Source organism: Pseudomonas sp. UFMG81 (assembly GCF_015354575.1).
Taxonomy (GTDB): domain Bacteria; phylum Pseudomonadota; class Gammaproteobacteria; order Pseudomonadales; family Pseudomonadaceae; genus Aquipseudomonas.
On the sequence record NZ_JACAFQ010000043.1, the window covers coordinates 40,626 to 67,595 of the forward strand.

General features: G+C 67.1%; 30 protein-coding genes. 16 read left to right on the forward strand and 14 right to left on the reverse strand.

Going from position 1 to position 26,970, the window contains the following annotated elements:
- The first annotated feature begins 99 nt into the window (after nucleotides 1-99).
- Both quiC and IX761_RS23970 read left to right on the forward strand, forming a co-directional pair.
- Entirely contained in the window at nucleotides 100-2,007 is a 1,908-nt protein-coding gene (gene quiC, locus IX761_RS23965; RefSeq protein WP_194791983.1) for a 3-dehydroshikimate dehydratase QuiC, read from the forward strand.
- 171 nt (nucleotides 2,008-2,178) lie between these two features.
- On the forward strand, nucleotides 2,179-2,841 hold the full coding sequence (locus IX761_RS23970; RefSeq protein ID WP_194791984.1) for a TetR/AcrR family transcriptional regulator: 663 nt from the start codon (nucleotides 2,179-2,181) through the stop codon (nucleotides 2,839-2,841).
- A gap of 159 nt (nucleotides 2,842-3,000) precedes the next feature.
- On the opposite strand, the gene IX761_RS23975 is transcribed toward IX761_RS23970, so the two are convergent.
- The 3 genes from IX761_RS23975 to IX761_RS23985 all read right to left on the reverse strand — a co-directional run bounded on the left by IX761_RS23975 (nucleotide 3,001) and on the right by IX761_RS23985 (nucleotide 4,752).
- A complete protein-coding gene (locus tag IX761_RS23975; protein ID WP_194791985.1) occupies nucleotides 3,001-3,849 on the reverse strand; it encodes a shikimate dehydrogenase in 849 nt (282 codons plus the stop codon).
- A complete protein-coding gene (gene aroQ / locus IX761_RS23980) occupies nucleotides 3,846-4,292 on the reverse strand; it encodes a type II 3-dehydroquinate dehydratase (RefSeq protein ID WP_194791986.1) in 447 nt (148 codons plus the stop codon). The genes IX761_RS23975 and aroQ overlap by 4 nt, the downstream gene beginning before the upstream one ends.
- A 181-nt stretch (nucleotides 4,293-4,473) precedes the next feature.
- Nucleotides 4,474-4,752, reverse strand: a complete 279-nt coding sequence (locus tag IX761_RS23985; protein ID WP_194791987.1) for a hypothetical protein — start codon at nucleotides 4,750-4,752, stop codon at nucleotides 4,474-4,476.
- A 202-nt stretch (nucleotides 4,753-4,954) separates the two neighbouring features.
- On the opposite strand from IX761_RS23985, the gene IX761_RS23990 reads away from it, so the two are divergent.
- The 4 genes from IX761_RS23990 to IX761_RS24005 all read left to right on the forward strand — a co-directional run bounded on the left by IX761_RS23990 (nucleotide 4,955) and on the right by IX761_RS24005 (nucleotide 11,895).
- Entirely contained in the window at nucleotides 4,955-6,169 is a 1,215-nt protein-coding gene (locus IX761_RS23990; protein WP_194791988.1) for a TolC family protein, read from the forward strand.
- A gap of 144 nt (nucleotides 6,170-6,313) precedes the next feature.
- On the forward strand, nucleotides 6,314-7,564 hold the full coding sequence (locus tag IX761_RS23995; protein ID WP_194791989.1) for an efflux RND transporter periplasmic adaptor subunit: 1,251 nt from the start codon (nucleotides 6,314-6,316) through the stop codon (nucleotides 7,562-7,564).
- Between the two features lie 15 nt (nucleotides 7,565-7,579).
- On the forward strand, nucleotides 7,580-10,732 hold the full coding sequence (locus tag IX761_RS24000; RefSeq protein ID WP_194791990.1) for an efflux RND transporter permease subunit: 3,153 nt from the start codon (nucleotides 7,580-7,582) through the stop codon (nucleotides 10,730-10,732).
- Between the two features lie 230 nt (nucleotides 10,733-10,962).
- Nucleotides 10,963-11,895: a DNA-3-methyladenine glycosylase family protein gene (locus tag IX761_RS24005; RefSeq protein WP_194791991.1), complete on the forward strand. Its 933-nt coding sequence runs from the start codon at nucleotides 10,963-10,965 to the stop codon at nucleotides 11,893-11,895.
- On the opposite strand, the gene IX761_RS24010 is transcribed toward IX761_RS24005, so the two are convergent.
- Nucleotides 11,864-12,091: a DUF6555 family protein gene (locus tag IX761_RS24010; protein ID WP_194791992.1), complete on the reverse strand. Its 228-nt coding sequence runs from the start codon at nucleotides 12,089-12,091 to the stop codon at nucleotides 11,864-11,866. The two genes, IX761_RS24005 and IX761_RS24010, sit on opposite strands and share 32 nt — an antisense overlap.
- 311 nt (nucleotides 12,092-12,402) lie before the next feature.
- Between IX761_RS24010 and IX761_RS24015 the strand changes: the two genes are divergently transcribed.
- On the forward strand, nucleotides 12,403-12,660 hold the full coding sequence (locus tag IX761_RS24015) for a DUF1652 domain-containing protein (RefSeq protein WP_194791993.1): 258 nt from the start codon (nucleotides 12,403-12,405) through the stop codon (nucleotides 12,658-12,660).
- 15 nt (nucleotides 12,661-12,675) lie between these two features.
- Here IX761_RS24015 and IX761_RS24020 read toward each other — a convergent pair whose 3' ends face one another.
- The 3 genes from IX761_RS24020 to IX761_RS24030 all read right to left on the reverse strand — a co-directional run bounded on the left by IX761_RS24020 (nucleotide 12,676) and on the right by IX761_RS24030 (nucleotide 14,419).
- Nucleotides 12,676-13,290, reverse strand: a complete 615-nt coding sequence (locus tag IX761_RS24020; RefSeq protein WP_194791994.1) for a Yip1 family protein — start codon at nucleotides 13,288-13,290, stop codon at nucleotides 12,676-12,678.
- A gap of 95 nt (nucleotides 13,291-13,385) precedes the next feature.
- Entirely contained in the window at nucleotides 13,386-13,673 is a 288-nt protein-coding gene (locus IX761_RS24025; RefSeq protein WP_194791995.1) for a hypothetical protein, read from the reverse strand.
- 266 nt (nucleotides 13,674-13,939) lie between these two features.
- A complete protein-coding gene (locus IX761_RS24030) occupies nucleotides 13,940-14,419 on the reverse strand; it encodes a GNAT family N-acetyltransferase (RefSeq protein WP_194791996.1) in 480 nt (159 codons plus the stop codon).
- A gap of 175 nt (nucleotides 14,420-14,594) precedes the next feature.
- Here IX761_RS24030 and IX761_RS24035 point away from each other — a divergent pair, with 175 nt between their 5' ends.
- From IX761_RS24035 to IX761_RS24055, 5 genes are all read left to right on the forward strand, one after another.
- Nucleotides 14,595-15,215: a LysE family translocator gene (locus tag IX761_RS24035; protein ID WP_194791997.1), complete on the forward strand. Its 621-nt coding sequence runs from the start codon at nucleotides 14,595-14,597 to the stop codon at nucleotides 15,213-15,215.
- Between the two features lie 19 nt (nucleotides 15,216-15,234).
- Entirely contained in the window at nucleotides 15,235-16,107 is an 873-nt protein-coding gene (locus tag IX761_RS24040; RefSeq protein ID WP_194791998.1) for an alpha/beta hydrolase, read from the forward strand.
- Nucleotides 16,108-16,205: 98 nt separating this feature from the next.
- On the forward strand, nucleotides 16,206-17,333 hold the full coding sequence (locus IX761_RS24045) for an HlyD family secretion protein (protein ID WP_194791999.1): 1,128 nt from the start codon (nucleotides 16,206-16,208) through the stop codon (nucleotides 17,331-17,333).
- Nucleotides 17,323-18,831, forward strand: a complete 1,509-nt coding sequence (locus IX761_RS24050) for an MDR family MFS transporter (RefSeq protein WP_194792000.1) — start codon at nucleotides 17,323-17,325, stop codon at nucleotides 18,829-18,831. Before IX761_RS24045 ends, IX761_RS24050 begins: the two co-directional genes overlap by 11 nt.
- 114 nt (nucleotides 18,832-18,945) lie before the next feature.
- Nucleotides 18,946-19,689, forward strand: coding sequence for an AraC family transcriptional regulator (locus IX761_RS24055; RefSeq protein ID WP_194792001.1), 744 nt, complete (start codon nucleotides 18,946-18,948; stop codon nucleotides 19,687-19,689).
- Here the strand turns inward: IX761_RS24055 and IX761_RS24060 are convergent.
- Nucleotides 19,686-20,279 (reverse strand): DUF4157 domain-containing protein, encoded by a 594-nt coding sequence (locus IX761_RS24060; protein ID WP_194792002.1) that lies wholly within the window; start codon nucleotides 20,277-20,279, stop codon nucleotides 19,686-19,688. The two genes, IX761_RS24055 and IX761_RS24060, sit on opposite strands and share 4 nt — an antisense overlap.
- On the reverse strand, nucleotides 20,266-20,829 hold the full coding sequence (locus IX761_RS24065; protein WP_194792003.1) for a TetR/AcrR family transcriptional regulator: 564 nt from the start codon (nucleotides 20,827-20,829) through the stop codon (nucleotides 20,266-20,268). The genes IX761_RS24060 and IX761_RS24065 overlap by 14 nt, the downstream gene beginning before the upstream one ends.
- 89 nt (nucleotides 20,830-20,918) lie before the next feature.
- Between IX761_RS24065 and IX761_RS24070 the strand changes: the two genes are divergently transcribed.
- Nucleotides 20,919-21,650, forward strand: a complete 732-nt coding sequence (locus IX761_RS24070; protein ID WP_194792004.1) for an SDR family oxidoreductase — start codon at nucleotides 20,919-20,921, stop codon at nucleotides 21,648-21,650.
- A gap of 26 nt (nucleotides 21,651-21,676) precedes the next feature.
- Nucleotides 21,677-22,270: a 2-hydroxychromene-2-carboxylate isomerase gene (locus IX761_RS24075; protein WP_194792005.1), complete on the forward strand. Its 594-nt coding sequence runs from the start codon at nucleotides 21,677-21,679 to the stop codon at nucleotides 22,268-22,270.
- Here the strand turns inward: IX761_RS24075 and IX761_RS24080 are convergent.
- The 5 genes from IX761_RS24080 to IX761_RS24100 all read right to left on the reverse strand — a co-directional run bounded on the left by IX761_RS24080 (nucleotide 22,267) and on the right by IX761_RS24100 (nucleotide 26,065).
- On the reverse strand, nucleotides 22,267-22,563 hold the full coding sequence (locus IX761_RS24080; RefSeq protein ID WP_194792006.1) for a hypothetical protein: 297 nt from the start codon (nucleotides 22,561-22,563) through the stop codon (nucleotides 22,267-22,269). The two genes, IX761_RS24075 and IX761_RS24080, sit on opposite strands and share 4 nt — an antisense overlap.
- A 7-nt stretch (nucleotides 22,564-22,570) precedes the next feature.
- Nucleotides 22,571-23,116, reverse strand: coding sequence for a cupin domain-containing protein (locus IX761_RS24085; protein ID WP_194792007.1), 546 nt, complete (start codon nucleotides 23,114-23,116; stop codon nucleotides 22,571-22,573).
- Between the two features lie 80 nt (nucleotides 23,117-23,196).
- Nucleotides 23,197-24,402 carry an MFS transporter gene (locus tag IX761_RS24090; RefSeq protein WP_194792008.1) on the reverse strand — a complete coding sequence of 402 codons (1,206 nt, stop codon included), beginning with the start codon at nucleotides 24,400-24,402 and terminating at the stop codon, nucleotides 23,197-23,199.
- Between the two features lie 86 nt (nucleotides 24,403-24,488).
- On the reverse strand, nucleotides 24,489-25,022 hold the full coding sequence (locus tag IX761_RS24095) for a cytochrome b (protein ID WP_194792009.1): 534 nt from the start codon (nucleotides 25,020-25,022) through the stop codon (nucleotides 24,489-24,491).
- The gene (locus IX761_RS24100; protein WP_194792010.1) at nucleotides 25,019-26,065 is read right to left on the reverse strand and encodes a catalase family peroxidase; all 1,047 of its coding nucleotides are present in this window, start codon (nucleotides 26,063-26,065) and stop codon (nucleotides 25,019-25,021) included. The genes IX761_RS24095 and IX761_RS24100 overlap by 4 nt, the downstream gene beginning before the upstream one ends.
- A 133-nt stretch (nucleotides 26,066-26,198) precedes the next feature.
- Here IX761_RS24100 and IX761_RS24105 point away from each other — a divergent pair, with 133 nt between their 5' ends.
- Nucleotides 26,199-26,717 (forward strand): sigma-70 family RNA polymerase sigma factor, encoded by a 519-nt coding sequence (locus IX761_RS24105; RefSeq protein ID WP_194792011.1) that lies wholly within the window; start codon nucleotides 26,199-26,201, stop codon nucleotides 26,715-26,717.
- On the forward strand, nucleotides 26,714-26,970 hold a 257-nt coding region (locus tag IX761_RS24110), incomplete at its 3' end, for an anti-sigma factor family protein (protein ID WP_416366813.1). The genes IX761_RS24105 and IX761_RS24110, both read left to right, overlap by 4 nt.

The window sequence follows — 26,970 nt, forward strand, 5'->3', positions numbered from 1 at the left end:
AAGGACAGTGCTGCCCTTGTGGGAGCTGGCTTGCCAGCGAAGAGGCCGGTAGCGACCACCGGGATGCCGACTTGTCGCCCAATAACAAGGAACTCCCCCATGCAGCGTTCGATCGCCACCGTGTCCCTCAGCGGCACCCTGCCAGAGAAACTCGAAGCCATCGCCGCCGCGGGCTTCGACGGCGTCGAGATCTTCGAGAACGACCTGTTGTACTACGCCGGCAGCCCCCGCGAGATCCGCCAGATGTGCGCCGACCTCGGCATCACCATCACCTTGTTCCAGCCGTTTCGCGATTTCGAAGGTTGCCGCCGCGACCGTTTGCACAAGAACCTCGACCGTGCCGCGCGCAAGTTCGACTTGATGCAGGAGCTGGGCACCGACCTGGTGCTGGTGTGCAGCAACGTCCAGCCCGACGCCCTGGGTGATGAGCAGCTGCTGGTCGATGACCTGCGCCTGCTTGCCGAGCACGCCGGCGACCGGGGCCTGCGCATTGGTTACGAGGCCTTGGCCTGGGGCCGCCACGTCAACACCTACCAGCAGGTATGGAACCTGGTGCGCCAGGCCGACCACCCGGCGCTGGGGGTGATCCTCGACAGCTTCCACACCCTGTCGCTCAAGGGCGACCCCAGTGCCATCCGCGACATCCCAGGCGACAAGATCTTCTTCGTGCAGATGGCCGACGCGCCGATCCTGGCCATGGACGTACTGGAGTGGAGCCGGCATTTCCGCTGCTTCCCGGGGCAGGGCGAGATGGACCTGGCGGGTTTCCTCGCGCCAATCCTCGCCACCGGCTATCGCGGCCCGCTGTCGTTGGAGATCTTCAACGATGGTTTCCGCGCCGCGCCGCCTCGGCAGAACGCCGCCGATGGCCTGCGCTCGCTGTTGTACCTGGAAGAAAAGACCCGCCTGCAACTGGTGCGCGAGGCGCGGGCGGTGGAGCCGGGCGTGCTGTTCGCCCCGCCCGCTGCGAGCAGCTACGACGGCGTGGAGTTTCTCGAGTTCGCGGTCGACGAGGCGGTCGGCGCACGCCTGGGCGTGTGGCTCAAGCGCCTGGGCTTCGCCGAGGCAGGCGCGCACCGCAGCAAGGCCGTGCGCCTGCTGCGCCAGGGCGATATCAACATCGTGCTCAACGCCGAACCGTACTCGTTCGCCCACAACTTCTTCGAGGCCCACGGCCCGTCGCTGTGCGCCACTGCGTTGCGGGTGAACGATGGCCAGGCTGCATTGCAGCGCGCCATCGCCTACCGGGGCCAGCCGTTCCGTGGGCTGGTCGGCCCCAACGAGCGTGAGATCCCGGCGGTACGTGCACCGGATGGCAGCCTGCTTTACCTGGTCGAACCTGATGGGCAAGGCCAGACCATCTACGACACCGACTTCCACCTGGACCCCACGGCCACCGCCAGCGGCGGCCTGCGGCGTATCGACCACATGGCCCTGGCGCTGCCGGCCGAGGCGCTGGACAGCTGGGTGCTGTTCTACAAGAGCCTGTTCGACTTCACCGCCGACGACGAGGTGGTACTGCCCGACCCCTATGGCCTGGTCAAGAGCCGCGCCTTGCGCAGCCACTGCGGCACCTTGCGCGTGCCGCTGAACATTTCGGAGAACCGCAACACCGCCATTGCCCATGCGCTGGACAGCTACCGCGGCTCGGGCGTGCACCACATCGCCTTCGACTGCGACGACATCTTCCGCGAAGTGGTGCGCGCCAAGGAGGCGGGTGTGCCGCTGCTGGAGATTCCGCTCAACTACTACGACGACCTGGCGGCGCGCTTCGATTTCGACGATGAGTTCCTGAGCGAGCTGGCGTACTACAACGTGCTTTACGACCGCGATGCCCAGGGCGGCGAGTTGTTCCATGTGTACACCGAGCCGTTCGAAGGGCGGTTCTTCTTCGAGATCATCCAGCGCAAGGGTGGCTATGCCGGGTACGGCGCGGCCAACGTGGCGGTGCGCCTGGCGGCGATGGCCAAGGCGCGTAGCGGGGTAGGGCGCAAGCCGGTGTTGTGAGTTGCGCCCTCATCGCGGGGCAAGCCCGCTCCCACGGTTTTGGGGGAGCGGGCTTGCCCCGCGATGAGGGTTGAACAGGCGACGCTGACCACGCGACCAACAGCGCGCTTCCCTGCGTCGCCCGGCTCACGGATAATCGTCCGGATTCCTACAACGAGCCTGTGAGTCGGTATGAGTGATTCGGTAGTCAAGCCTGAAGTCGAGGGGGCGCGCAAGACGCGCAAGAACAACCCGGAAAAGACCCGCGAGAACATCCTCCAGGCCGCCATCACCGAGTTCGTCCAACAAGGCCTGGCCGGCGCCCGGGTGGATGCCATCGCCGAGCGCACCGCCACCTCCAAGCGCATGATCTACTACTACTTCGGCAGCAAGGAGCAGCTGTACGTCGAGTGCCTGGTCAAACTCTACGGCGACATCCGCAAGACCGAGCACAGCCTCGACCTCGAATCCCTGGAGCCCGAGCAGGCGATCCAGCGCCTGGTGGAGTTCACCTTCGACCACCATGCCAACAACGTCGATTTCGTGCGCATCGTCTGCACCGAGAACATCCACTACGGCGAGTACGTCAAGCAGTCGCCGGTGATCCGCGAGATGAGCAGCATGGTGCTCGACGCCCTGGGCAAGATCCTTGCCCGTGGTGTGGAGCAGGGCGTGTTTCGCCCAGGCATCGAGGTGATCGACCTGCACATGCTGATGAGTTCGTTCTGCTTCTACCGGGTGTCCAACCGCCACACGTTTGGCGATATCTTCCAGATCGACCTGTCGGATGAGCAGATCAAGCAGCGCCACAAGCAGGTGATCTGCGAGGCGGTGATGCGCTATATCAAGGCGTGAGCCTGGCCTGTAGGCACGGGCTCTGTGTAGGAGCGGCCTTGTGCCGCGAAAGGGCTGCGAAGCAGCCCCAGCAATTTGTGCAGTGTTGCAATAACCCCGGGGCCGCTCTGCGGCCCTTTCGCGGCACAAGGCCGCTCCTACACAGGGACCGCGTCTACCTCAATCGAAGCTGGCGAAATGCGCCTGCATGCGCCCGGCATCTGCCGCCCGCCCACTGAACAACTCGAACGCCTTCACCGCCTGGAACACCGCCATGGTGCCGCCATCCAGCGTGCGGCAACCCAGGGCCCGGGCATGGCGCAGCAGTTCGGTTTCCAGCGGGAAGTAGATGATCTCCGCCACCCACAGCCTTGCATGCAGCAGTTCGGCTGGCAGTGGCATGCCGGGCAGCTTGGCCATGCCCACCGGCGTGGTGTTGACCAGGCCATCGGCACAGGCCACGGCACAGGCCAAGTCGCTGCCAAGCAGCGCCCGCCCGGCACCAAAGCGTTGCACCAGGTTGTCCACCAACGCTTGCCCACGGGCCCGGTCCACCTCGAACAGCACCAGCCGCTCGACCCCTTCGGCCAGCAGTGCATGGGCCACTGCCGAGCCCGCGCCCCCCGCGCCCATCTGCACCACCTGACGCTTGGCCACGCCTGGCAGGCCGCGGCGCAGGCCTTCGGCGAAGCCCAGGCAGTCAGTGTTGTGCCCGACCCGCTTGCCATCGCGTAGCACCACGGTGTTCACCGCGCCAATGCCACGGGCTTCTTCAGAGAGCTCGTCGAGCAGTGGCAGGATCGCCTGCTTGAACGGGAAGGTGATGTTCAGCCCGGTGAAACCGGTGCGCTCGGCGGCATCGAGCAGGTGGGGCAGGGCGCTGTCGTCCACGCCCAGCAGGTCGGCGTCGATCAGCCGGTACAGGTAGCGCAGGGCCTGGGCGTCGCCTTCGTGCTCGTGCAGCGCCGGGGTGCGCGAGGCCTGGATGCCACGGCCGATCAGGCCGGCGAGGATGCCTGTGCGGTTCATGCCTGCTCCTTGAAGTGCTCGCCGAAGTACGCCAGGGCCATCTTGTAGCCTTGGCTGCCGAGGCCGCAGATCACGCCGACGGCGATGCTGGAAACGAACGACAGGTGACGGAAGGGTTCGCGCTTGTGCACGTTGGACAGGTGCACTTCGATTACCGGCAGTTCGGTGGCCACCAGCGCGTCGCGGATGGCCACCGAGGTGTGGGTCCAGGCGGCGGGGTTGATCAGGATGCCGTGGCAGCGGCCACGGGCGGCATGGATCCAGTCGAGCAGCTCGCCTTCGTGGTTGGTCTGGCGGAATTCCAGTTCCAGGCCCAGCTCGGCGGCGCTGGTGGCGCACAGGTTGGCCAGATCGGCGAGGGTTTCATGGCCGTACTGGGCCGGTTCGCGGGTGCCCAGCAGGTTGAGGTTGGGGCCGTTGAGTACGAGGATTCGAGGGGGCATGGCGGGGTATCGCTTTGTTGTTTTTGGATGCTCCGATATTTGTACTATCTGGTTAGTTTCGTCAATTTGAAGCATCTGGATACGAGCAAATCTGTGCGATTACCGCACAGTTGTGCCAGAGGGTTTGCAGCCTTTTTGTCTGGCACAGTGCGTTTCCGATGGGCGCCTTTTGTTATTGTGCTTACTGCTGCTGATAGCGACGTTCGAGTTCAGCGAGCTCTTGTGCGCGCTCGTCTTTTACCAGAAGAAGTTTGTGGTAGGCGTCCAAGCGTTCTTCACGAAAAAGCTTGAATGCCTCTTCGGCAGCAAGGGGCCGGGTGCCGTGATCGCGCAGGCTTTGAATGATGCTGGCTTTACTTCCCTCCAGCAGCCCCCAGTTGCAATGTGCCACTACGCAGGCGTCCCTGGCGAGCTCCCAGAGCTCCTTGGCAATTGCAATTTGTTCTTTGGTCACGAACATAGTGTCACCTGATTGTGAATTGGCCGATGAGTCCCTCACAGACAACTTTTAAGTCACATTGCAATCGCCCGAGCCAGATCGTTGTAGAAGTGATAGTGAGAACATTTCAAAATTGTAATCTTCACGCCACCACCCCGATAACCACCGCTCCCTACAGTCCCTCGCCAACGCATTCCGCCGCTTGTCGACGAGGACCCAAGCCGTGCCCATCCCCCGCAAGATTGCCTTGCTCTGCCTGTTGCTGGCCGGCCCCGCCGGTGCGCAAGGCCTGAGCCTGGACCAGGCCCTGGCCGCCGCCTACGCCCACAACCCGGAACTGGCCGCCGTGGGCCGCGAGATCGGCATCGCCGAGGGCGAGCGTCGCCAGGCAGGGCTGGTCCCCAACCCCGAACTGTCCTGGGAAGTCGAGGACACCCGCCGCGACACCAGCACCACCACCGTCACCCTCAGCCAGGCGCTGGAGCTGGGTGGCAAGCGCGGCGCACGCATCGACCTGGCCAGCGCCGGCCAGGAAGTCGCCCGCCTGGAACTCGAGCGCCAGCGCAATGCCTTGCGCGCCGATGTGATCCAGGCCTTTCACGCCGCCCTGCGCGCGCAGACTGCGCTGGAGCTGGCGCAGCAGTCCCAGGCCCTGACCGAGCGCGGGTTGCGCGTGGTGCAAGGGCGGGTCAAGGCCGGCCAGTCATCACCGGTCGAGGCCACCCGTGCCCAGGTGCAGCTGGCCCAGGCCGAAGCCGCGGCGCGTCGGGCGAAAACCGAACGCAGCGTGGCCTGGCAATCCCTGGCGCGCCTGACCGGCAGCGCCGAAACCGGTTTTGATCGCCTCGACGACGCCAGCCTCTCGCCTGGCCCTGCACCAGGCACCGAGCAATTGCTGGCCCGGGTCGAGCAAACCGCCGACTGGCGCCTGGCCGCCGCGCAGATCGAACGCGGCGAAGCCAGCCTCGGCTCGGAAAAGGCCCAGCGCATCCCCAACCTCACCGTCAGCGTCGGCAGCCAGTACAGCCGCGAGGACCGTGAACGGGTGAACGTAGTGGGCCTGTCGATGCCGCTGCCGCTGTTCGACCGCAACCAGGGCAACGTGCTGGCCGCCGCACGCCGTGCCGACCAGGCCCGCGACCTGCGTAACGCCGTGGAGCTGCGCCTGCGCAGTGATACCCGCAGTGCCCTGGACCAGTGGGCCACGGCCATGGGCGAGGTGCAGGCCTACGACCGCACCATCCTGCCGGCGGCGCAGCAGGCGGTGGACACCGCCACCCGAGGCTTCGAGATGGGCAAGTTCGCCTTCCTCGATGTGCTCGACGCCCAGCGCACCTTGATCGAGGCGCGGGGCTTGTACCTCGACGCGCTGGCCTCGGCCACCGATGCGCGGGCGCAGGTGGAGCGCATCTACGGCGAGCTTCCGAGAGCACGGTGACAAGGGGCTGCTGCGCAGCCCATTCGCCGGCAAGCCGGCTCCCACAGAAACCACATCGCACCCTGTGGGAGCCGGCTCGCCGGCGAATGGGGCGCGCAGCGGCCCCGGCGATTCGACTGACAACCCTTTGCAGCAGGAACGACAATGACCAACCCCCGCAAACTCGCGATCCTCGCCGCTGCCTTGGCCGCCCTCGGCCTCGGCGGCCTGGCCTGGACCGGCACCCTCGGCCAGGCCTCCAGCGGCCAGGCTCAGCATGACGACCAAGGCGAAGAAGGCCACGGCCACGGCGAAGAAGCAGGCCACGGCCACGACGAAGAAAAGGACGATGGCCACGGCCATGGCGAGGCCGAAGGCGAGAGCCATGCCGAAGCAGAGGGCCAGTTGCACTTGAGCGCCGAACAAATCCAGGCCGCGGGTGTGCAACTGGCCACCGCCGGCCCGCAGACCCTCGGCACTGCCATCAGCTTCCCCGGCGAGATCCGCTTCGACGAAGACCGCACCGCCCACGTCGTGCCGCGGGTGCCCGGCGTGGTCGAGTCGGTGCACGCCGACCTGGGCCAGGCGGTCAAGCGCGGCCAGGTACTGGCAGTGATCGCCAGCCAGCAGATTTCCGAGCTGCGCAGCGAGCAGCAGGCCGCCCAGCGCCGCCTGGAGCTGGCGCGCCTGACCTTCGAGCGGGAAAAACAGCTGTGGCAGGAGCGCATCAGCGCCGAGCAGGACTACCTGCAAGCGCGCCAGGCCCTGCAAGAGGCCGAGATCGCCGCCGCCAACGCCGGGCAGAAGGTCGCCGCCGTGGCACCCGCCGGCAAGGGCAACCGCTATGAGCTGCGCGCCCCGTTCGACGCGGTGGTGGTGGAGAAGCACCTGACCGTGGGCGAGGTGGTGGACGAGACCAGCAACGCCTTCACGCTTTCCGACCTGAGCCGGGTCTGGGCCACCTTCGCCGTGGCCCCGCGCGACCTGGACAAGGTGGTCAGCGGCCGTGGTGTCACCGTCAGCGCGCCAGACCTCGGCGCGCAGGTCGAGGGCAAGGTCAACTACGTCGGCAGCCTGCTCGGCGAGCAGAACCGCGCCGCCACCGTGCGCGCCACCCTGGCCAACCCCAATGGCGCCTGGCGCCCCGGCCTGTTCGTCAACATCGCGGTCACCGTCGAACGCTTCGATGCCGCCGTGGTGGTGCCGCAGGCGGCCTTGCAGACCTGGGAGGAGCAGACCGTGGTGTTCGCCCGCACCGAGGAGGGCTTCGAGGCGCGCCCGGTCAAGCCCGGGCGCCGGGATGGCGACCAGGTGGAAATCCGCGAGGGGCTCGCTGCCGGTACCGTCATCGCCGCCGCCGGCAGTTTCGTCCTCAAGTCCGAGCTGGGTAAAGGCTCGGCCGCACACAGCCACTGACCGGGGACATTCTTCATGTTCGAACGCCTGATCCAGTTTGCCATCGAGCAGCGCCTGGTGGTGATGCTCGCCGTGGTGCTGATGGCCGCCGTGGGCATCCACAGCTACCAGAAGCTGCCCATCGATGCGGTACCCGATATCACCAACGTGCAGGTGCAGATCAACACCGCCGCCCCCGGCTACTCGCCGCTGGAAACCGAGCAGCGCATCACCTACGCCATCGAGACCGCCATGGCCGGCCTGCCGAACCTTGCGCAAACCCGCTCGCTGTCGCGTTCGGGGCTGTCGCAGGTGACGGTGATCTTCGATGACGGCACCGATATCTTCTTCGCCCGCCAGCTGGTCAACGAGCGCCTGCAAGTGGCCCGCGAGCAACTGCCCGAAGGCATCGAGGCGGCCATGGGGCCGATCTCCACTGGCCTGGGCGAAATCTTCCTGTGGACGGTGGAGGCCAAGGACGGTGCGCTGAAGGACGATGGCACGCCCTACACGGCCACCGACCTGCGGGTGATCCAGGACTGGATCATCAAGCCGCAGCTGCGCAACGTGCCGGGGGTGGCCGAGGTCAACAGCATCGGCGGCCATGCCAAGCAGTACCTGATCGCCCCGGAGCCCAAGCGCCTGGCGGCCTACAAGCTCACGCTCAACGACCTGATCGCCGCGCTCGAGCGCAACAATGCCAACGTCGGTGCCGGCTATATCGAGCGCAACGGCGAGCAGTTGCTGATCCGCGCCCCCGGCCAGGTAGCCTCGGCCGAGGACATCGCCAACATCGTCATCTCCAGCGTCGATGGCACGCCCATCCGCGTCAGCCATGTGGCCGAGGTGGGGCTGGGCCAGGAGCTGCGTTCCGGTGCCGCCACCGAGAACGGCCGCGAGGTGGTGCTGGGCACGGTGTTCATGCTGATCGGCGAGAACAGCCGTACGGTCTCGCAAGCGGTGGCGGCCAAGCTCGAAGAGATCAACCGCAGCCTGCCCAAGGGCGTGGTGGCGATTACCGTGTACGACCGCACCAACCTGGTCGAGAAGGCCATCGCCACGGTGAAGAAGAACCTCATCGAAGGCGCGATCCTGGTGATCGCCGTGCTGTTCCTGTTCCTGGGCAACATCCGCGCGGCGCTGATCACTGCCATGGTGATTCCGCTGTCGATGCTGTTCACCTTCACCGGCATGTTCAGCAACAAGGTCAGCGCCAACCTGATGAGCCTGGGGGCGCTGGACTTCGGCATCATCGTCGACGGCGCGGTGGTAATCGTCGAGAACGCCATCCGCCGCCTGGCCCATGCCCAGCAGCGCCACGGCCGCATCCTGACCCGCGCCGAGCGCTTCCACGAAGTGTTTGCCGCCGCCCGCGAAGCGCGCCGGCCGCTGATCTACGGGCAACTGATCATCATGGTGGTGTACCTGCCGATCTTTGCCCTGACCGGGGTCGAGGGCAAGATGTTCCACCCCATGGCCTTCACCGTGGTGCTGGCGCTGCTGGGGGCGATGATCCTCTCGGTGACCTTCGTGCCGGCGGCCCTCGCGCTGTTCGTCACCGGCAAGGTGAAAGAGGAGGAGGGCGTGGTGATGCGCGCCGCACGCCGTCGCTACGCCCCTGTGCTGGATTGGGTGCTGGGCCGGCGCAACCTGGCTTTCGCCGGTGCCGCGACCCTGGTGTTGCTGTCGGGCGTGCTGGCCAACCGCATGGGCAGCGAGTTCATCCCCAGCCTGAGCGAGGGCGATTTCGCCTTGCAGGCCTTGCGCGTGCCGGGCACCAGCCTCACGCAGTCGGTGGACATGCAGCAGCGCCTGGAGAAGACCATCATCGAGCAGGTGCCGGAAGTGGAGCGAGTATTCGCCCGCACCGGTACCGCCGAGATCGCCTCGGACCCGATGCCGCCGAACATTTCCGACGCCTACGTGATGCTCAAACCTCGCGAGCAATGGCAGGACCCAGGCAAACCGCGTGATGAGCTGATCCAGGAGGTGCAGCGCGCCGCCGCCAGCGTGCCGGGCAGCAACTACGAGCTGTCGCAGCCGATCCAGCTGCGCTTCAACGAGCTGATTTCCGGGGTGCGCAGCGATGTTGCGGTGAAGGTGTTCGGCGACGACATGGACGTGCTCAACCGCACCGCCGCCGATATCGCCACCCGCCTGCAACAAGTACCCGGGGCTTCGGAAGTGAAGGTCGAACAGACCACCGGCCTGCCGGTGCTGACCATTGACATCGACCGCGACAAGGCCGCGCGCCATGGCCTGAACGTGGGCGACGTGCAGGATGCCATCGCCATCGCCGTGGGCGGGCGCAGCGCCGGCACGCTGTACGAGGGCGATCGTCGCTTCGACATGGTGGTGCGCCTGCCCGAGGCCCTGCGTACCGATGTCGACGGGCTGGGCAGCCTGTTGATCCCGGTACCGGCCAGTGCCGCCGCGGGCGCCACGCAGATCGGCTTCATCTCGCTGGCGCAGGTGGCCACCCTGAACCTGCAACTGGGGCCCAACCAGATCAGCCGCGAGGATGGCAAGCGGGTGGTGGTGGTCAGCGCCAACGTGCGCGGGCGCGACCTGGGCTCGTTTGTCGAAGAGGCCTCGCAGACGCTGATCGACCAGGTGCAGATCCCGCCGGGCTACTGGACCCGCTGGGGTGGCCAGTTCGAACAGTTGCAGTCGGCCGCCGAGCGCCTGCGGGTGGTGGTGCCGGTGTCGTTGCTGTTGGTGATGGCGCTGCTGTTGATGATGTTCAACAACCTCAAGGATGGCCTGCTGGTGTTCACCGGCATCCCCTTCGCCCTGACCGGGGGTGTACTGGCGTTGTGGCTGCGGGATATTCCGCTGTCGATCTCTGCCGGGGTGGGCTTTATCGCGCTGTCGGGTGTGGCGGTGCTCAACGGCCTGGTGATGATCGCCTTCATCCGCAGCCTGCGTGAAGAAGGACGCGGGCTGCGGGCGGCGGTCGAGGAGGGGGCGTTGACGCGCTTGCGCCCAGTGCTGATGACCGCACTGGTGGCTTCGCTGGGGTTCATCCCCATGGCCCTGGCCACCGGCACCGGCGCCGAGGTGCAACGGCCGCTGGCGACGGTGGTGATCGGCGGGATCTTGTCATCCACTGCGCTGACCCTGTTGGTGCTGCCGGCGCTGTATCAGTGGGCGCATCGGCGTGACGAGGAGGGCGAGGCGCAAGCCTGACGGCGCTCGCCTTTGCGCTGGGTAGCGCGCATGATGACGCCTCATCGCCGGCTTGCAGGTACAGGGCTGGTCTTGAGGTATGAGGCAATCCGTGTTGCCTTCCCGGGCCCAATCGCTGGCAAGCCAGCTCCCACAGGTTCGGCGCTGGCTCGAGGATCAGCGCTGTACCTGTGGGAGCTGGCTTGCCAGCGATTGGGCTGCGCCGCAGCCCTCTGGTAAGTCGACCTACCATGACCCTTCTGTCCTCCCTGCACGCCGTCCGCCGCTCCCTGCGCCCAGGTAACGCGCACCTGCTCTGGCTACGCTACCAGCCCCCCTACCACTGGCCTTCGACCCAAGCCTTCTTCGCGGCCCGCTGCATCCCCGGCATCGAGACGTTCACCGACGGCGTGTACCGGCGCAGCTTTGTATGCGCCGGCCGGCACGCTGTGCTGGAGGCCAGCGCGGTGGCCGGTTGCTGGTTGCAAGTGCGCTTGCAGGGCGTGGCGCCTGCCGCGCTGCCTGGGTTGATCGCCCGGCTGCGCCGAGTGTATGACCTCGATGCCCGGCCGGCGCGGATCGCCCAGGACCTGGCCCGCGACCCGTTGATGGCCCGGCTGCTGGCCGAGCGCCCCGGCCTACGTGTCCCCCAGGGCTGGGATGCCTGCGAGCAGGCCATTCGCACGGTGCTGGGCCAGCAAATCAGCGTGGCCGGGGCAATGACCCTGGCCGGGCGCCTAGTGGCACGCCATGGGGAAGGGCTGCGGCTCGATGCCGCGCCGCTGACCCATGTGTTCCCGCTCGCCGATGTACTGGCCCAGGCAACGCTGGAGGGATTGGGGATGCCCCGGTCGCGGGCGGCGACGCTGGCCACCCTGGCCAGCGCCCTGCTGGAGCAACCCGACCTGTTGCGACCGGGTCAGGCGCTGGATGAAGCGCTAGCCCGCCTGTGCGCGCTCAAGGGGATCGGCCCGTGGAGCGCCCACTACCTGGCGCTGCGCCAACTGGGGGCCGGCGATGCGCTGCCCTTGGGCGACGTAGCGCTGGTCAAGGCTTTGCGGCTGCTGGAAGGGCCACAGGCAGTGCTGGCCGAGCGTGCCCTGGCGTGGCGGCCATGGCGTGCCTATGCCGCCCAGCACCTGTGGGCCTCGCTCAGCCCGTCTGGCGCCAGCTCACCTCGCTGATGCCGTGGCGCTCGGCCATCGGCCGGCTGACCTTGCGGATCTTCTCCCGGTCGTAGCGGCCAATGCGCCCCACGCCAGCATCGCAGCTGGCCCAGTGCCAGGCTTCGGCGTTGTCCATCCGCTCGGCGCGGATGATGAACGACTTGTGCTGCCCGTGCAGGGTGTAGTCGATGACGTAGAGTTTGGCGTCGATCATGAAATGCTCGGATCCTTGCGTCGCTGCCCATACCTGATCGTGGGAGGCGGGCGCAGGCGTAAAAGTTTTAACCCTCCACGGCGGCAAGGGACGAGCGGTCGCGAGGCTGCCATCTGTCGCCTGGTGGTTGGCTTGGATCGAACATTCCCCGCCCTGGCGGATTCTTCCACTAAGGTGCTAGTTGATCTTGCGCAGCATGATTGCCCGGGCGAATGGATTGCCGCTTGGGGCATGGGCAATATCAATTGGCACTACGCCGCCCAAGGGCGTAACCACACAACAGGCCATCCAGCACAAGAGAGGGTCGCACCATGTCGTTGATTGGAGTCTCGATGCTTGAAATGCGGCAGATGATTGAACAGGGCTGCCTGCCCGATCACTGCGAGGTGAGCTGCCCTGACGGCGAACACCTCACCATCCGCCTGAGCCAGGGCGACAACCTGGGGGACTGCTTCACCACCGAAGTGTCGGTGGCCAGCCTCAACAGTTGCCGTGACCTGGTGGCGCTGGTGGCGCAGCTCAAGCAGCACCACCATGCGCAAGCGCAACCGCTCAAGGCAAGCGCCTGAGCGTGCGATGCCCGGTCAGCCAAGGCTGGCCGGGCGTACATATTCCGGCATCAGGCCGTTGAACCAGAACAGGATCATCGCCACCAGGATGGTGACCAGCAGCAACAAGCCCACCCCCCACACGCAGGTCGCGAACAGCATGGCCTGCTCTTTGCGCAGGCGCAGGAAGGTCTGCAGCCCGCCATACAGCAGCACACTGGCATACGCCGAGGCCGCCAGCAGGGCCAGCAGCGCCAGCCAGCGCATCGGCACCAGCCCGACCACCCCGGCGACGAACCAGGGCGTGGCGCAGTAGGCGGCAAAACCAATGCACTGGTTCAGGCTTGGTTGCACATCGAAACCGCGCGACATCCAGCGGATCATCACCCCCATCAGCATCACCCCGGCCACCGTAGTGGCGTACAGCAGGCCCGCCAGCTGTGCGGCGCTGGCCATGCTCAGGCGCACGCGCGCCTCGCCGGCCAGGCTCCAGCCGAAGGTGGTGGTGCCGACGAACAGGCAAATGGCGGGTATCAGCGCCAGCAACAGCAGGCGCGGCAGGTACTGGCGGGGATGGTCTTCTTCGGCGCGACGGATCTCGATCCAGGCGTCGGCGGGGTGGGTGAATAGCTTGAGCAAGGGGCTGTTCATGGCGATCTCCTCAAGGGCGCGACGTGGCGCTTCCTCTTGTTATGGAGACACGCAGGGCGTGGCGGGTTCAGCCGGGTTGCTGGCCGTTGATCGCCTTACAGCAGTTCGAGCAACAGGTTCAAGCCGCCATCGCCGCACTTGCCCTGGTCGCGGACCACACCTCGGTAGCTGCGGCCATCCCAAGTGAAGGCGACGCTGTGGGCGCGTTCGACCTTGTCCGGCAGTGGAGGGCAGATGTGCAGGCGTAGCGCGGGGCGGCCCTGCAGGGTGAGCGCGGCAAGCTGCACCTGGCACTCGACGCTCAAGGCCACCGGGCCGAACAGGGTGTCGCGAACATAGTCCAGTTGCAGGCAGGCGTTGGGCGCGCGGCAGGGCATCTTCATGGTCGGCGTGCTCCACGGGGGGCTGTGGGCATGGCGGGGCTCCTGGCGAAAGATGGCATGGCATCAAACGTTGGAGGCCAGGAATGGCGTGATGTTCAAATCAGCCCAAGGGAAATTTTGCGGCTGCTGGATTGGGTAGGAGCGGCCTTGTGTCGCGAAAGGGCCGCAGCGCGGCCCCAGGTTTTCAACATAATGGCTGAAATCGCGGGGGCGCTTCGCGCCCCTTTCGCGACACGAGGCCGCTCCTACAGAATCCGCGCCGGCCTTCAACCTTCGGCGAACTGGCGCAGACGCTCGCCGTCCAGGCGATAGCGGATCCACTCGTCCTGCGGCTCGGCGCCCAGCGACTGGTAGAAACCAATGGCCGGCTCGTTCCAGTCCAGCACGCTCCACTCCAGGCGCCCGCAACCTTTTTCCACCGCCTCGCGGGCGATATGCCGCAACAGTTGGCGCCCAGCGCCATCGCCACGCTGCTCGGGGGTGATGTACAGGTCTTCGAGGTAGATGCCGTTGCGCCCCAGCCAGGTGGAATAGCTGTAGAAGTACACGGCAAAACCGATGGCCTGGCCATCGCGTTCGCAGATCAGGCTACGTACCGTGCTGCCCTCGTCGAACAGGCTGTGCTCGATGTCGGCGAGGCTGGCCACCACTTCGTGGCGGGCGCGTTCGTAGTCGGCCAGTTCGGTGATGAAGGCGAGGATCTGCGCGGCGTCGCTGCGCACGGCGGGGCGGAGGGTCAGGCTCATGTCTTGGCTTCCTTGTGTATGGGCTGGCGCCATGGTAACGGCCCAACGTTACGGAAGCGACACGAACAGTTCAGTAGAGTGTATTCGTTCAATTTAACTCAACTGTACCGGTCGGTTGCCGTGCGGCTCCGTTACTGTGGCAGCACCACAACGAGAAACCCGGAAGACCGCCGCCATGCTTGCCTCCCTCGACCTGCTCAGCGCCTTCGTGCTGTTCGCCTTCGTCTCCTCCATCACCCCTGGCCCGAACAACACCATGTTGCTCGCCTCGGGGGTGAACTTCGGCGTGCGTCGCACCATCCCCCACGCGCTGGGCATCAGTGTCGGCTTCATGTTCATGGTGTTGGCGGTGGGCCTGGGGCTGGGCGAAGTGTTCAAGGCGTGGCCGCCGCTGTACAGCATCCTGCGCTATGCCGGCGCTGCATACCTGCTGTACCTGGCCTGGAAGATCGCCACTTCCGGGCCGATGTCCGGCGATGCCGCCAGCGGCCGCAAGCCCCTGGGCTTCTGGGGCGCCGCGGCGTTCCAGTGGGTCAACCCCAAGGCCTGGGTGATGGCGGTGGGGGCGATCACCACCTACACCCCGGCCCAGGGCTATGTGTTCAACGTGGTGGTGATCGCCGCCGTGTTCGCCCTGGTCAACCTGCCCAGCGTCGGTATCTGGGTGATGTTCGGCAGCGCCTTGCGCAACNNGTTGCGCAATCCACGCGCGGTGGTGCTGTTCAATGTCCTGATGGCCGTGCTGCTGGTGATTTCACTGTATCCGCTGCTGTTTGTAGAATCGGCGTTTTCCTAGAGCCGATCGAGTGCAGTAGATGGAGTTGATTCCCTGGTCCCATGAATGTGCCGAAGGCTTCACCCTGCGTGGCTGGCGCACCCCGGCCAGTGGCCGGCCGTTGCTGCACTTCCTGCATGGCAACGGCTTCTGCTGCCTGGCCTACCAACCGCTGCTGCTGCGCCTGGCGGAGCACTTCGACCTGTGGCTGTGCGATGTGCAAGGCCATGGCGACAGCGACCACGGCGGTGACTTCCTGGGTTGGAACCGTACTGCCGCGCTGGCGGTAGAGGCTTTCGAGGCCGGGCGCCGCGACTATGCTGATGCCCCGCGTTTTGCCGTCGGCCACAGTTTCGGCGGCGTGCTCACCGGGTTGATCCTGGCCAGCCAGCCGCAGCTGTTCCAGCGCGCGGTGCTGCTCGACCCGGTGCTGTTCAGCCGGCCCATGCTCGGGGTGATGGGGGCCGCCGCGCTGGTCGGCCTGCACCGCCGCCACGCCCTGGCGCGCAAGGCCGCGACCCGCCGCAGCCATTGGCCCGACCGCCAGGCGGCGCTGGCCTCACTGCAGGGCCGTGGCATCTTCAAGGGCTGGGCCGACACCGCGCTGCATGCCTATGTGGAGCACGCCATCGGCGATTGTGGAGAGGGCGTGGTGCTCAAGTGCCGGCCCAGCCGCGAGGTGGAGGTCTTCAGCTCGTTCCCTGCACGCATGTGGCAGCAGCTGGCGGCCATCGACACACCGACACGCATTCTCTATGGCGAACACACCTATCCGTTCGTGCCGCGCTCGGTGCAGCGCCTGGCCGGGTTGAACGCTCAGGTGAGCGCGATGCAAGTGGCAGGCGGGCACTGTTTCATGCAAGAAGACCCGGCGGCGGCCGCAGACCAGGTAGTGATGTACCTGCAAGGTTGACTGCTGTCCATTTTGCGACGATAGCCTGCTCAATCGCGTGCGAACGACAGGCGCAGATTCCTTACTCTGGCGCTCCCCCCATCGGATGGAGCCCAAGCATGAACCAGGCGGTCAGCCCAGACCCACGACACGATCTTCGACAGCAACGCACCCGGCATCGCCTGCGCCTGGGCCTGGGTGGCGGGCTGGTGCTGGCCGTGCTGGCCGGCGCGGCGTACTGGTGGCTCGATGGGCGCTTCCTGGAACAGACCGACGATGCCTACGTGCGCGCCGACTGGGCGCCAGTCAGCGCACGGGTGAATGGCTATGTGGCCGAGGTGGTGGTGGCCGACAACGCCACGGTCAAGGCTGGCGACCTGCTGGTGCGCCTCGACGCCCGCGATTTTCGCGACCGCCTGCGCCGGGCCGAGGCGCGCCTGGCCGTGAGCGAGGCGGCGGTGTACGTGCAGCGCATGCGCCTGGGTACGTTCAACGCCGAGCAGCTCGAGCAGGTCCAGGTCATCGCCCGGGCCGAGGCCGAACGCGCCGGCAGCCGCGGCGAGGCACAACGCGCGGCGGCCGACTGGCAGCGTTACCAGCGCCTGGGCCAGTGGCAGGCGGCCAGCGTGCAACGCATGGAGCAGGCCCGTGCCACGCATATCCAGGCCCTGGCACTCGAGCGCGCCGCCGATGCCGAGCTGGCGCGCCAGCATGCGCACCGTGAGGTGCTGGCCCAGCAGGGCCGGCAACTCGAGGCGCAACTGGCGCAGCGCCAGGCTGACCTCGACCAGGCCCGCGCCGAAGCTTCGCTGGCGCGCAGTGCCTTGGCCGATACCGAGATCCGCGCGCCGTTCGATGGGGTGGTGGGGCAGCGCAAGGTCCGCCAGCAGCAATACGTCACCCCGGGGTTGCCGCTGCTGGCGGTGGTGCCGGTGGCACAGGCATACGTGGTGGCCAACTTCAAGGAGACACAACTGGCCCACTTGCGCCCGGGGCAACCGGTACGGCTCGAGATCGATACCTTCGGCCAGCACTGGGGCGGCACCGTCGACAGTGTGTCGCCGGGCTCAGGCGCGGTGTTCGCCTTGTTGCCGCCGGACAATGCCACCGGCAACTTCACCAAGATCGTCCAGCGTTTCCCGGTACGCATCCACCTGGACCCCGCGCCCGACGACGCCCCACGGCTGCTGCCGGGCATGTCGGTGATTGCCACCGTCGACACCCGGCAGGCCCGTGATGAGCGTTGAGGACAAGGTTCCGCTGAGGGCCTGGGTGGCGGTGATCGGTGGCCTGTTCGGTTGCTTCATGGCCGGCATAAACGTGCACGTCACCAGTGCCGCACTGCCGGAAATCGAGGGCGCTCTGGGGGCGAGTTTCGAGGAAGGCTCGTGGATATCCACCGCCTACCTGGTGGCCGAGATCAGCATGATCCCGCTGACCGCCTGGCTGGTGCAGGTGTTCTCCCTGCGCCGGGTGATGCTGGTGGGCTCGGCGCTGTTCCTGGTCAGCTCCGTGAGCTGCGCCCTGGCGCCGAGCCTGCAGGCGATGATCATCCTGCGGGTGATCCAGGGCGCTTCTGGCGCGGTGCTGATCCCGCTGTCCATGCAGTTGATCATCACCGAGCTGCCGGCCAGCCGCATTGCCCTGGGCATGGCCTTGTTCAGCCTGTCCAACAGCGTGGCCCAGGCCGCAGGGCCATCGATCGGCGGCTGGCTCACCGACCTGTACTCCTGGCGCTGGATCTTCTTGCTGCAACTGCCGCCGGGCATCGCCCTGTTGGCGGCGGTGGCCTGGTCGATCAAGGGCCAGGCGGGGGACCGGAGTGCGCTGCGCCGGGCCGACTGGCTGGGAATTGCGGCCATGGCGCTGGGGCTGGGTGCATTGCAAGTGGTGCTGGAAGAGGGCGGGCGCAAGGACTGGTTCGACTCGTCGTTCATTCTCGGCTTCAGCCTGGTCGCCTTACTGTGCCTGGCGCTGTTCATCCAGCGCCAGCTGTGGGGCGCGCGGCCATTCATCAACCTGCGCCTGCTGGCGGGCTACAACTTCGGTGTGTCGAGCCTGGCCATGGCGGTGTTCGGCGCGGCCACCTTCGGCCTGGTGTTCCTGGTGCCCAACTACCTGTCGCTGGTGCAGGGCTACAGCGCCAGTGAGATCGGCAAGAGCCTGATCGCCTACGGCCTGGTGCAACTGCTGCTGGCGCCCTTGCTGCCACGGCTGATGCGCTGGCTTAACGCCAAGCTGCTGGTGGCCAGTGGTTTCGCCATCATGGCGCTGGGCTGCTGGCTGGGCTCGCAACTGACCGTGGACGCCGGCAGCAACGTGATCATCCCGTCCACCGTGGTGCGTGGCATTGGCCAGCCGTTGATCATGGTGGCGCTGTCGGTGCTGGCGGTGAAGGGGCTGGACAAGGCCCAGGCCGGCTCGGCCTCGGCGTTGATCTCGATGCTGCGCAACCTGGGCGGCGCGCTGGGTACCGCCTTGCTCACGCAGTTGGTATCGCAGCGCGAGCGTTTTCACTCGGTGCGCATCGGCGAAGGGTTGACCGTGTTCGATGGCGCTTTGCAGCAGCGGCTACCCGGCGGCATGGTCGACCCTCAGTCGCCGCAGGTGATGCAGACCTTGGCGTTGATCGACCAGAGCGTGCGCGAGCAGGCCTACCTGATGGCGTACTCGGATGCGTTCTACCTGTCGTGCCTGGCGCTGCTCGGCTGCGCGGCGGCGGCGTTGCTGTTGCGCAGTCGTTAGCGGGCTTGCTCTGAACGCGATCATCCAGCGTACCGCGAACCTTGTGGAAGCTAGCTTGCCGGCGATGGGGCTGGTGCAGGACTATGCGAATCGCTCCCTAGCCAAAGGCCTCCAATGACTGCTCCGATCATCCTGCCGCTCGCCGAAAACTACCGCCACGGCGAGCACATCGCCCCGCACTGCCACGACCGCGCGCAGCTGATCCACGCCATCAGCGGGGTGGTCACGGTCAATGCCCGCGAGGGCAGCTGGGTAGTGCCGCCGGGGCGCGGGGTATGGGTGCCGGCGGCCAGTGAGCATGAATTGCGCATGTCCGGGGTGGTGCGCATGCGTACCTTGTTCGTCGACCCCGGTGCGCGCCCGGGGCTGCCGCAGCAATGCCAGGTGATCGAGATCTCGCCGCTGCTGCGTGAGCTGATCATCCGCGCCATGGACATCGCCCCGGACTCTCCGATGCAGGGGCGCGAGGCGCGGATCATGGACCTGATCCTCGACGAGATCCGCGTGTTGCCAGTACTGGCGCTGCATGTGCCCAGCCCCCGTTCGCCCGAGCTGCTGGCATTGTGCGAGGCCCTGCGCCTGGCACCGGCGCAGGATTGGCGCCTGGCTACGGCCGCGGCGTATTGCGGGCTCAACCCCCGCACCCTGACCCGCGCGTTTCAGCGCGAGACCGGCCTGAGCCTGGTGCAATGGTTGCGGCGCATGCGCCTGCTGGTCGGGCTCGACGCGCTGGCGGCGGGGCACTCGGTGCTGGAGGTGGCGCTGGACCTGGGCTACGACAGCCCCAGTGCTTTCAGCGCGATGTTCCGTCGTACCCTGGGGGTGTCGCCGTCGGAGTACTTCGGGCGCGAACGTTAGCGCGGGCCGCCGGTGCCCCGTTCGCGCAGTGCCTTGGCCACCTTCGCCTCGATCTCATAGGCCGGCCCTTCGAGGTCGTCGTAGTTGCGCGTGTAGCGCCGGGCGAATTCCTCCACCCCCAATTCCTGGTACTGCTGCACATGCTTGAGCTCATGGGCCCACAGCGCCACGTTGTCTTCGGCATCGGCGGGTCGGCGGAAGATCACCGTGTCGATCAGGGTCACGGCGTTCACGTCCGGGTTCTGCAACAGCGCATTGGCCGCGCTGACCTGTTGCTCGTTACCCACGCGATAGCGCGCCGCGTCCAGCACCGCGAAGTCATACCAGGGCTCGAGCTGGGCGCGGATATGCAGTGGGATGGGTTGGGTGCCATTGGCGGTGGCCTCGTCGCGGGCCTGGCGCAGGGCGAACACCAGGCTCGCCGTGGCCATGCGCTCGACATCCTGCAACACCTGGCCGCCCTGGGCGGGGTCGATCGGGGCGCAGAAGCACACCACCAGGCACACGGGATACTCGCCCTGGGGGCAGCTTTGCTGAGCGAGCGCGGGCAGTGCCAGCAGCAGGCCGAGCAGGGCGCTAGCGCGTCTCATCGAACACCTTGTCGAGCAACGCGCGGCTGGCGTCGAGCACCTGGGACTGCACCGGTTCGCTGGCGAGCATGCGCCCGACCACCAGCGCACCGACGCACTGGCTGAGCAACGCCCAGGCCAGTTGCGGGTCCTCCAGGGTTTCGCTCCAGGCCTGGTGCAGTTCCACCAGCCAGTGTTCGGCCTCCTCGCGCACCGGGCGCTCGGCGCGGGCGATCTCCACCCCCAGCGGTGGCAGCGGGCAGCCGCCCTCGGTGTTGTGCAGGTGGGCCAGGCTCAGGTACTGCTCGAGCAGGCGCTTGAGCCGCGCGCGGTCAGGGCCCTGGCAAGCCAGGCGCGCCAGCGGGCTGTTGCCCAGCTCGCGACGCACCACCTCGGTGAACAGGTCGTCCTTGGACGGGAAATGGTTGTAGAAGGCGCCGCCGGTCAGGCCGATGGCTTTCATCAGCTCGGCCACGCCGGTGCTGGCGAAACCGCCGCGCTTGGCCAGCGCGCCGCTGCTGGCCAGCAGTTTTTCGCGGGTCTGTTGCTTGTGTTCGGTGGAGTAGCGCATGCAAAGGGCCTCTGTGCGCTGGCTTGACGTTGGCGAGATCGTAGCATAGCGTTCGTTTACTAAACGATCATTCATCAATGGAGCGGTCCATGGCAGAACAACAAAAGGTCGTACTGGTGATCGGCGCGGGGGATGCCACCGGTGGCGAGATCGCCAAGCGCTTTGCTCGCGAGGGTTATATCGCCTGTGTCACCCGGCGCCAGGCCGAAAAGCTCGAGCCGTTGCTGGCGGAAATCCACGCCGCGGGCGGCCAGGCCCACGGTTTCGGTTCCGATGCGCGCAAGGAGGAGGAGGTGGCCGCGCTGGTCGAGACCATCGAGCGCGATATCGGCCCGATCGAGGCGTTTGTCTTCAACATCGGCGCCAATGTGCCGTGCAGCATCCTCGAAGAAACACCGCGCAAGTACTTCAAGATCTGGGAGATGGCCTGCTTCGCCGGCTTCCTCACCGCCCAGGCGGTGGCGCGGCGCATGGTGACCCGCGAGCGCGGCACAATCCTGTTCACCGGTGCCACCGCGGGTACCCGGGGCGCGGCCGGTTTCGCCGCCTTCGCCGGGGCCAAGCACGGCCTGCGTGCGCTGGCCCAAAGCATGGCGCGTGAACTGGGGCCACGGAACATTCATGTCGCCCATGTGGTGGTCGATGGCGCCATCGACACCGCCTTCATCCGCGACAGCTTCCCCGAGCGCTATGCGCTCAAGGACCAGGACGGCATCCTCGATCCGCAACATATCGCCGACAGCTACTGGTTCCTGCATGCCCAGCCGCGCGATGCCTGGACCTTCGAACTGGACCTGCGCCCGTGGATGGAGCGCTGGTGATCCCTTCACCCAACAAGGACTACTGCATGAACAAGATCGTCGAGTTCCACTTCGACCTGGGCAGCCCGGCCACCTACCTGGCCTGGACCCAGTTGCCCGCCCTGTGCGCGCGCCACGATGCGCAGCTGGTGTACCGGCCGATGCTGCTGGGCGGGGTGTTCCAGGCCACCGGCAACGCCTCGCCGGTGAGGGTGCCGGCCAAGGGGCGCTACATGATGGTCGACCTCAAGCGCTTCGCCGATCGTTATGGCGTGCCGCTGGGGCTGCCCCAGGGTTTCCCGGTCAATACCCTGCACCTGATGCGCGGGGTGACGGGCATGCAACTGCAAGCGCCCGAGCGCTTCGAGGCGTTGCTCAAGGTGCTGTTCGAGGGGTTGTACGTGCACCGGCGCAACCTGTCGGACCTGGTCGTGCTGGACCAGACCCTGCAAGCGGGTGGGTTCGATCCCCAGGCGTTCCACGAGCTGGCAGCGCAACCGCAAGTGAAGGAGGCGCTGAAGCAGGCCACTGAACAGGCCGTGGAGCGTGGGGTATTCGGCGCACCGACCTGCTTCGTCGGCGAACGGATGTTCTTTGGTCAGGACCGCTTGGACTTCGTCGCCGAGGCGTTGGCCGACTAGCCGGCGCTGGCGTTCAGCAGCCGCTCGATCTGCTGGCGTTCCCACAGGCTCAGGTGATCGACCGGGTTGGTGCCGTAGCGCTGCCAGTCCTCCAACGCGCCCTGGCGGCCGTCGGGGCACTGGCAGCGGCTGCACTGGGCCAGGCCCTCGTCGTCCAACACCAGGGCCAGCTGCCAACCCTCGATCAATACCTGCGCCTGGCCATCGGCCAGGCGGGCGAGCGGCACCAGCTCGCGCACGCCCAGGGCGGCATCACGCAGGCACTGGTAGGCCTCGCGGCTGGTGACGCTCATGGCAGGGTCAGAAGTTCGCCGGGGTGTTGGCGCTGATGATCTCGGCCTCGTCGGGGCCGATGTTCTTGAAACTGTGGGGCAGGGTGGTGGGGATGTAGTAGCCGTCGCCGGCGTTGAGCACGCTGACCTGGCCATCGACCCACAGCTCCATGGTGCCGCGGGTGACCAGGCCGCATTCCTCGCCTTCGGCATGCACGATCGGCTCGCCGGAGTCGGCGCCGGGGGCGTACAGCTCGCGCAGCATGCGCATCTGCCGGCCTTCGACACTGGCGCCAACCAGCAACATGCGCAGGCCATTACGGCCCAGGTCCGGCTGCTCGCCGCCGCGGAACACGAAGCGCTCCTCGCGCACCGGCTCATCGAAGCTGAAGAACTCGGCCAGGGACATGGGGATGCCTTCGAGCAGTTTCTTCAGGGAGCTGACCGAGGGGCTGACGCGGTTCTGTTCGATCTGCGAGATCGTCGAGTTGGTCAGGCCGCTGCGACGGGCCAGTTCCCGTTGCGAGAGGTTGTTGCGTTCACGCACCAGTTTGAGTCGTGTCCCCGTGTCCATAGCCGCCTTGTTTGCAGAGGTGTCAATAATAATGGGCGACGCATTAAAGCACACTCTGCGCACCTTGCGCGCTGTGCTTGTCAGTCACGCTTGTGCGCCGGTGCGGGCCATAGCCCGACCAGCAGCAACAGGGCGGCCACGGCGAGGAACGGCAGGCGCGGATCGACGGCGTAGATCAAAGTGCCGGCCAGTGGTCCGATCACCGCGCCCATGCCCTGGGCAGCGCCGACTGAGCCGGCGGTGGCCCCCTGTTCAGAGGCGTGCATGGCGTTGGCCGCCAGGGCCGAGAACGCCGGGAACACGAAGCCCATGCCGAACGCGGCGATGAAGAACGCGGCCCACAGCCAGGGAGCGCTGGTGGCCAGGGACGCGGCGGCAAAGCCCAGGCCGGAAACCGTGGCGCCGACGCGGATCATCTTAAGTGGTGACCATTCCAGTTGGCGCAGCAACACCTGCGCCAGCATCAATGCCACGCCCACGGTGGTCAGGGCGATACCTGCCGCCTGGGCGGCGTCCCCCGAGGCCAGTTGCAGGCGGTCGAGGGCGAAGAACCCCACGGTGATTTGCGACACGGTCACGCTGAGCATGGCGCTGAAGGCCACCAGCAGCGGCCGGCGCAGGCGCGGGTCGGACAACCGCACCGGGCTTGGCGCATGGCGCTGGGGCAGCGGCTGTGGCTTGAGCTTGAACAGCAGCACCACGAACGCCATGGCCGGCAGCAGCGACAGGGCGTAGAACGGCAGGCTCAGGCTATGGCGCGCCAGCAGCGCCGCCAGGGCCGGGCCAAGCACCAGGCCGACGGCGTTGGCCGCACCCAGCGAGGCCATGGCCCGGGCCCGGCGTTGCGGCTCGACATGGTCGGCGATCAGCGCGTTGCCGGCCACCGGCAGCGCGGCATAGAAGGCGCCGATCAGGCCACGCGCCAGCATCAGGCCAAAGAATGCCAGGGTTGCCCCGGGCAACCAGCGCAGCGCACCGTCGATGAACAGGCACAAGGTCCAGTAGGCCAGGGTGAAGCCGGCGCTGCCCAGCAGCAGTACCCGGCGCCGGCCCAGGCGATCGGCGGCGCGGCCCCAGGGCCGGGCCAGCAGCACCCACACCACACCCGCCACGGTCACCGCAGCGCCGGCCTGCCAGGTGGCCATGCCCAGCAGCCGCGCAATCGGGCCGATCAGGGCGACGAAGGCCATCATCGACATGGTGCAGGCCATGTTGACCAGCAGCAGCGGGCGCAGGTCGAGGGTGCTGGCCGGGGTGAGGGAGGCAGGCTCCTTTGCGGCGTTCATGGGGCAGTCCAGGGCTGTTCGGCGAAATGAGCGCCGATATTAGTAATAATTATTTGCAACTGTCAGCCCCGGTTGCCTGGCGGTGCTCATCCACCCCGGCGCAATGGGCCTGGCCACATGCTACGCAACACGCCGTCGCGGCGCACCAGGGCATGCATCAATGCCGCGCCCAGGTGCACCAGCACGGTGGCAAACAACAGGTAGCCGGCCCAGCCGTGGGCCTGGCGCAACACCGCGTACAGTTGCAGGTCATGGGGGGCGATGGCCGGCAGTTGCAGCGGGCGCGGGTAGCCGCCGGCCGAGAGCATGGCCCAGCCGAGCAACGGCATGGCCAGCATCAGCGCGTACAGCAGCAGGTGCGAGGCCCCCGCGGCCAGGCGCTGCACGGGTGGCAGTTCACGGGGCAACGGCGGGTGCGCCAGGCTCAGGCGCAGGGCGATGCGCACGATCACCAGCACCAGCAGGGCCAGGCCCGTGGCCTTGTGCAGCTCGACCATCAGCGGGTGGCGGGTGGACAGGTCGCCGACCATGGTCACACCGATGAACAGCATGGCCAGGATCAGCACGGCCATCAGCCAGTGCACCAGCCGGGCCAGGGGGTGGAAGGCGGTGGGGGTCATGGCTTGGCTCCTTCGCTCAGGGCTTCATGGCTGCGGCGATTGAACGACACCGAATAGGCCGCCGAGCGGGCGGCGAGGATCGGGTCGGCGGACGGTTCGATGCCGCTGGGCAGGATCAGCGGGTCGAAGTTGAGGTCGCGGCAGGCACCTTGCTCGGGGCCATCGACCTGTTCCAGCACCAGGGTGCCAGCGTCGAGGCTGCGGCGCTCGGCAGGCCATGGCCGGGCCGGGTCGTCCACCGGGTCACCGGGCTCGGCCAGGGTCAGGCGCAGGGTCCAGCGCAGCGCGCCCTGGGCCAGGCGCTGGGCGAGGTCGTGCTGGAGGAACTGCTTGTCGTCGACCTGGGCGGGCAGGGCCGCGTAAGGGGCTTGGGGCACCAGTGCCCAACGCACCGGGTGGGCCTTGCCCTGGGCATCGATCAGGTTGAAGGCGTTGATGCTGTTGTAGGCGGTGCTGGCGAAGCTGTCGCTGGGCTTGTAGGCCGCCGCCCACTGGCGAAACGCCGCGCTTTCCGGGTGGGCGGCGAAGAAGGCCTGCAACTTCGCCGGGTTCGGCTTGCCGGTGGCCGGGTCCGGGGCGCTGGCCAGCACCTGTTCATAAAAGCCTTCGGGGGTGCTCACTGCCAACACTGGCGGGTTGTTCATGCCAGTGCGCCACACCTGGCCGTCATCGCTGCTCAGTTGCAGCGCCAGGCTGCGCACCGGCACCGCGGTATCCGGGGCGAAGGGGTTGGCGCCGCCGATGGCGAAGCGGCCGATCACGGGCACCTTCTGCTGGCTGAACACCCGGGCCGTGGAGAACGCTGCGGCCTGGCCGCTGCCCTGGAAGTAACCGCTGACGCACAGGCCCTTGGCGTGGTTCTTGCGATAGCCGGGATAGTGCCCGGCCTGGGCTTCGAAGGTGTCGATGATGCGCTGCGGCGTGAGTTTCGCGCTGCCAAGCCAGCCGGCGGCATAGGCGAAGCCCGCGCCCAGGGCGGCCAGCGTGGCGCCGATGGCGGCCAGGCGCAGGGCCTTGGCGGGGCCGTGCAGGGGAGTGTTCATCAGGCTGTCCGGTATGAGTGGAATGAGCCCTTACGACGGGTGGGGTGAGAATCTATTCCCGGCTGGGGAATAAATTTCGTACAGCCGCGTCTGCCCCTTACACTGACAGCCCACAGGGGCCCGGAACCCGACCATGCACGACCTGGACGACCAACAATGGCGCGAGCTGCTGCAACGCCTGCGCCGTTTCGCCCTGTGGCTGACCCGTGACAACGCCGGCGCCGACGACCTGGTGCAGGCCACCGTGGAGCGCGCCCTGAGCCGGCGTGGCCAGCAGCACGATGTCGAAGGCCTGCGCCCGTGGCTGTTCACCATCCTCTATCGTCTGTTCCTCGACGGTAAGCGCCGTGAGCGCCTGCACGCGCGCTGGCTGGCCTGGTTCGGCCGCGGCCAGGCCGAGGAGGCACTGGGGGATGACACCGAGACCATCGTGCTGGCCCAGGCCGACCTGCAGGCGTTCGCGCGTTTGTCGGCCGAGCAGCGTGCGCTGCTGTTGCTGGTCAGCGTCGAGGGCCTGAGCTACAAGGAGGCGGCCGCCACCCTTGGCATCCCCATCGGCACGGTGATGTCGCGCCTGTCGCGCGCCCGTGCCGCCCTGCGAGAACTGACCGAGGGCAACCCTACGCCACCGGCCCTGCGGAGACTCAAATGAAGCGCCTGATCCCCACCGAGGACGAATTGCACGCCTACGTCGACGAGCGCCTGACGCCCGAGCGGCGGGCCGAGGTCGAGGCGTGGCTGGCGGCCAATCCGCAGGAGGCGGCGCGCATCGAGGCTTGGCAGAGTGACGCCCGGCGCTTGCGCGCGGCCCTGGCAGGGTTCGCCGAGCGGCCTAGCGACCCGGCGCTGGACCTGGCGCCCTTGCAGCGGCGCCTGCGCCAGCGGCGGCAGCGGCGCTGCAAGGG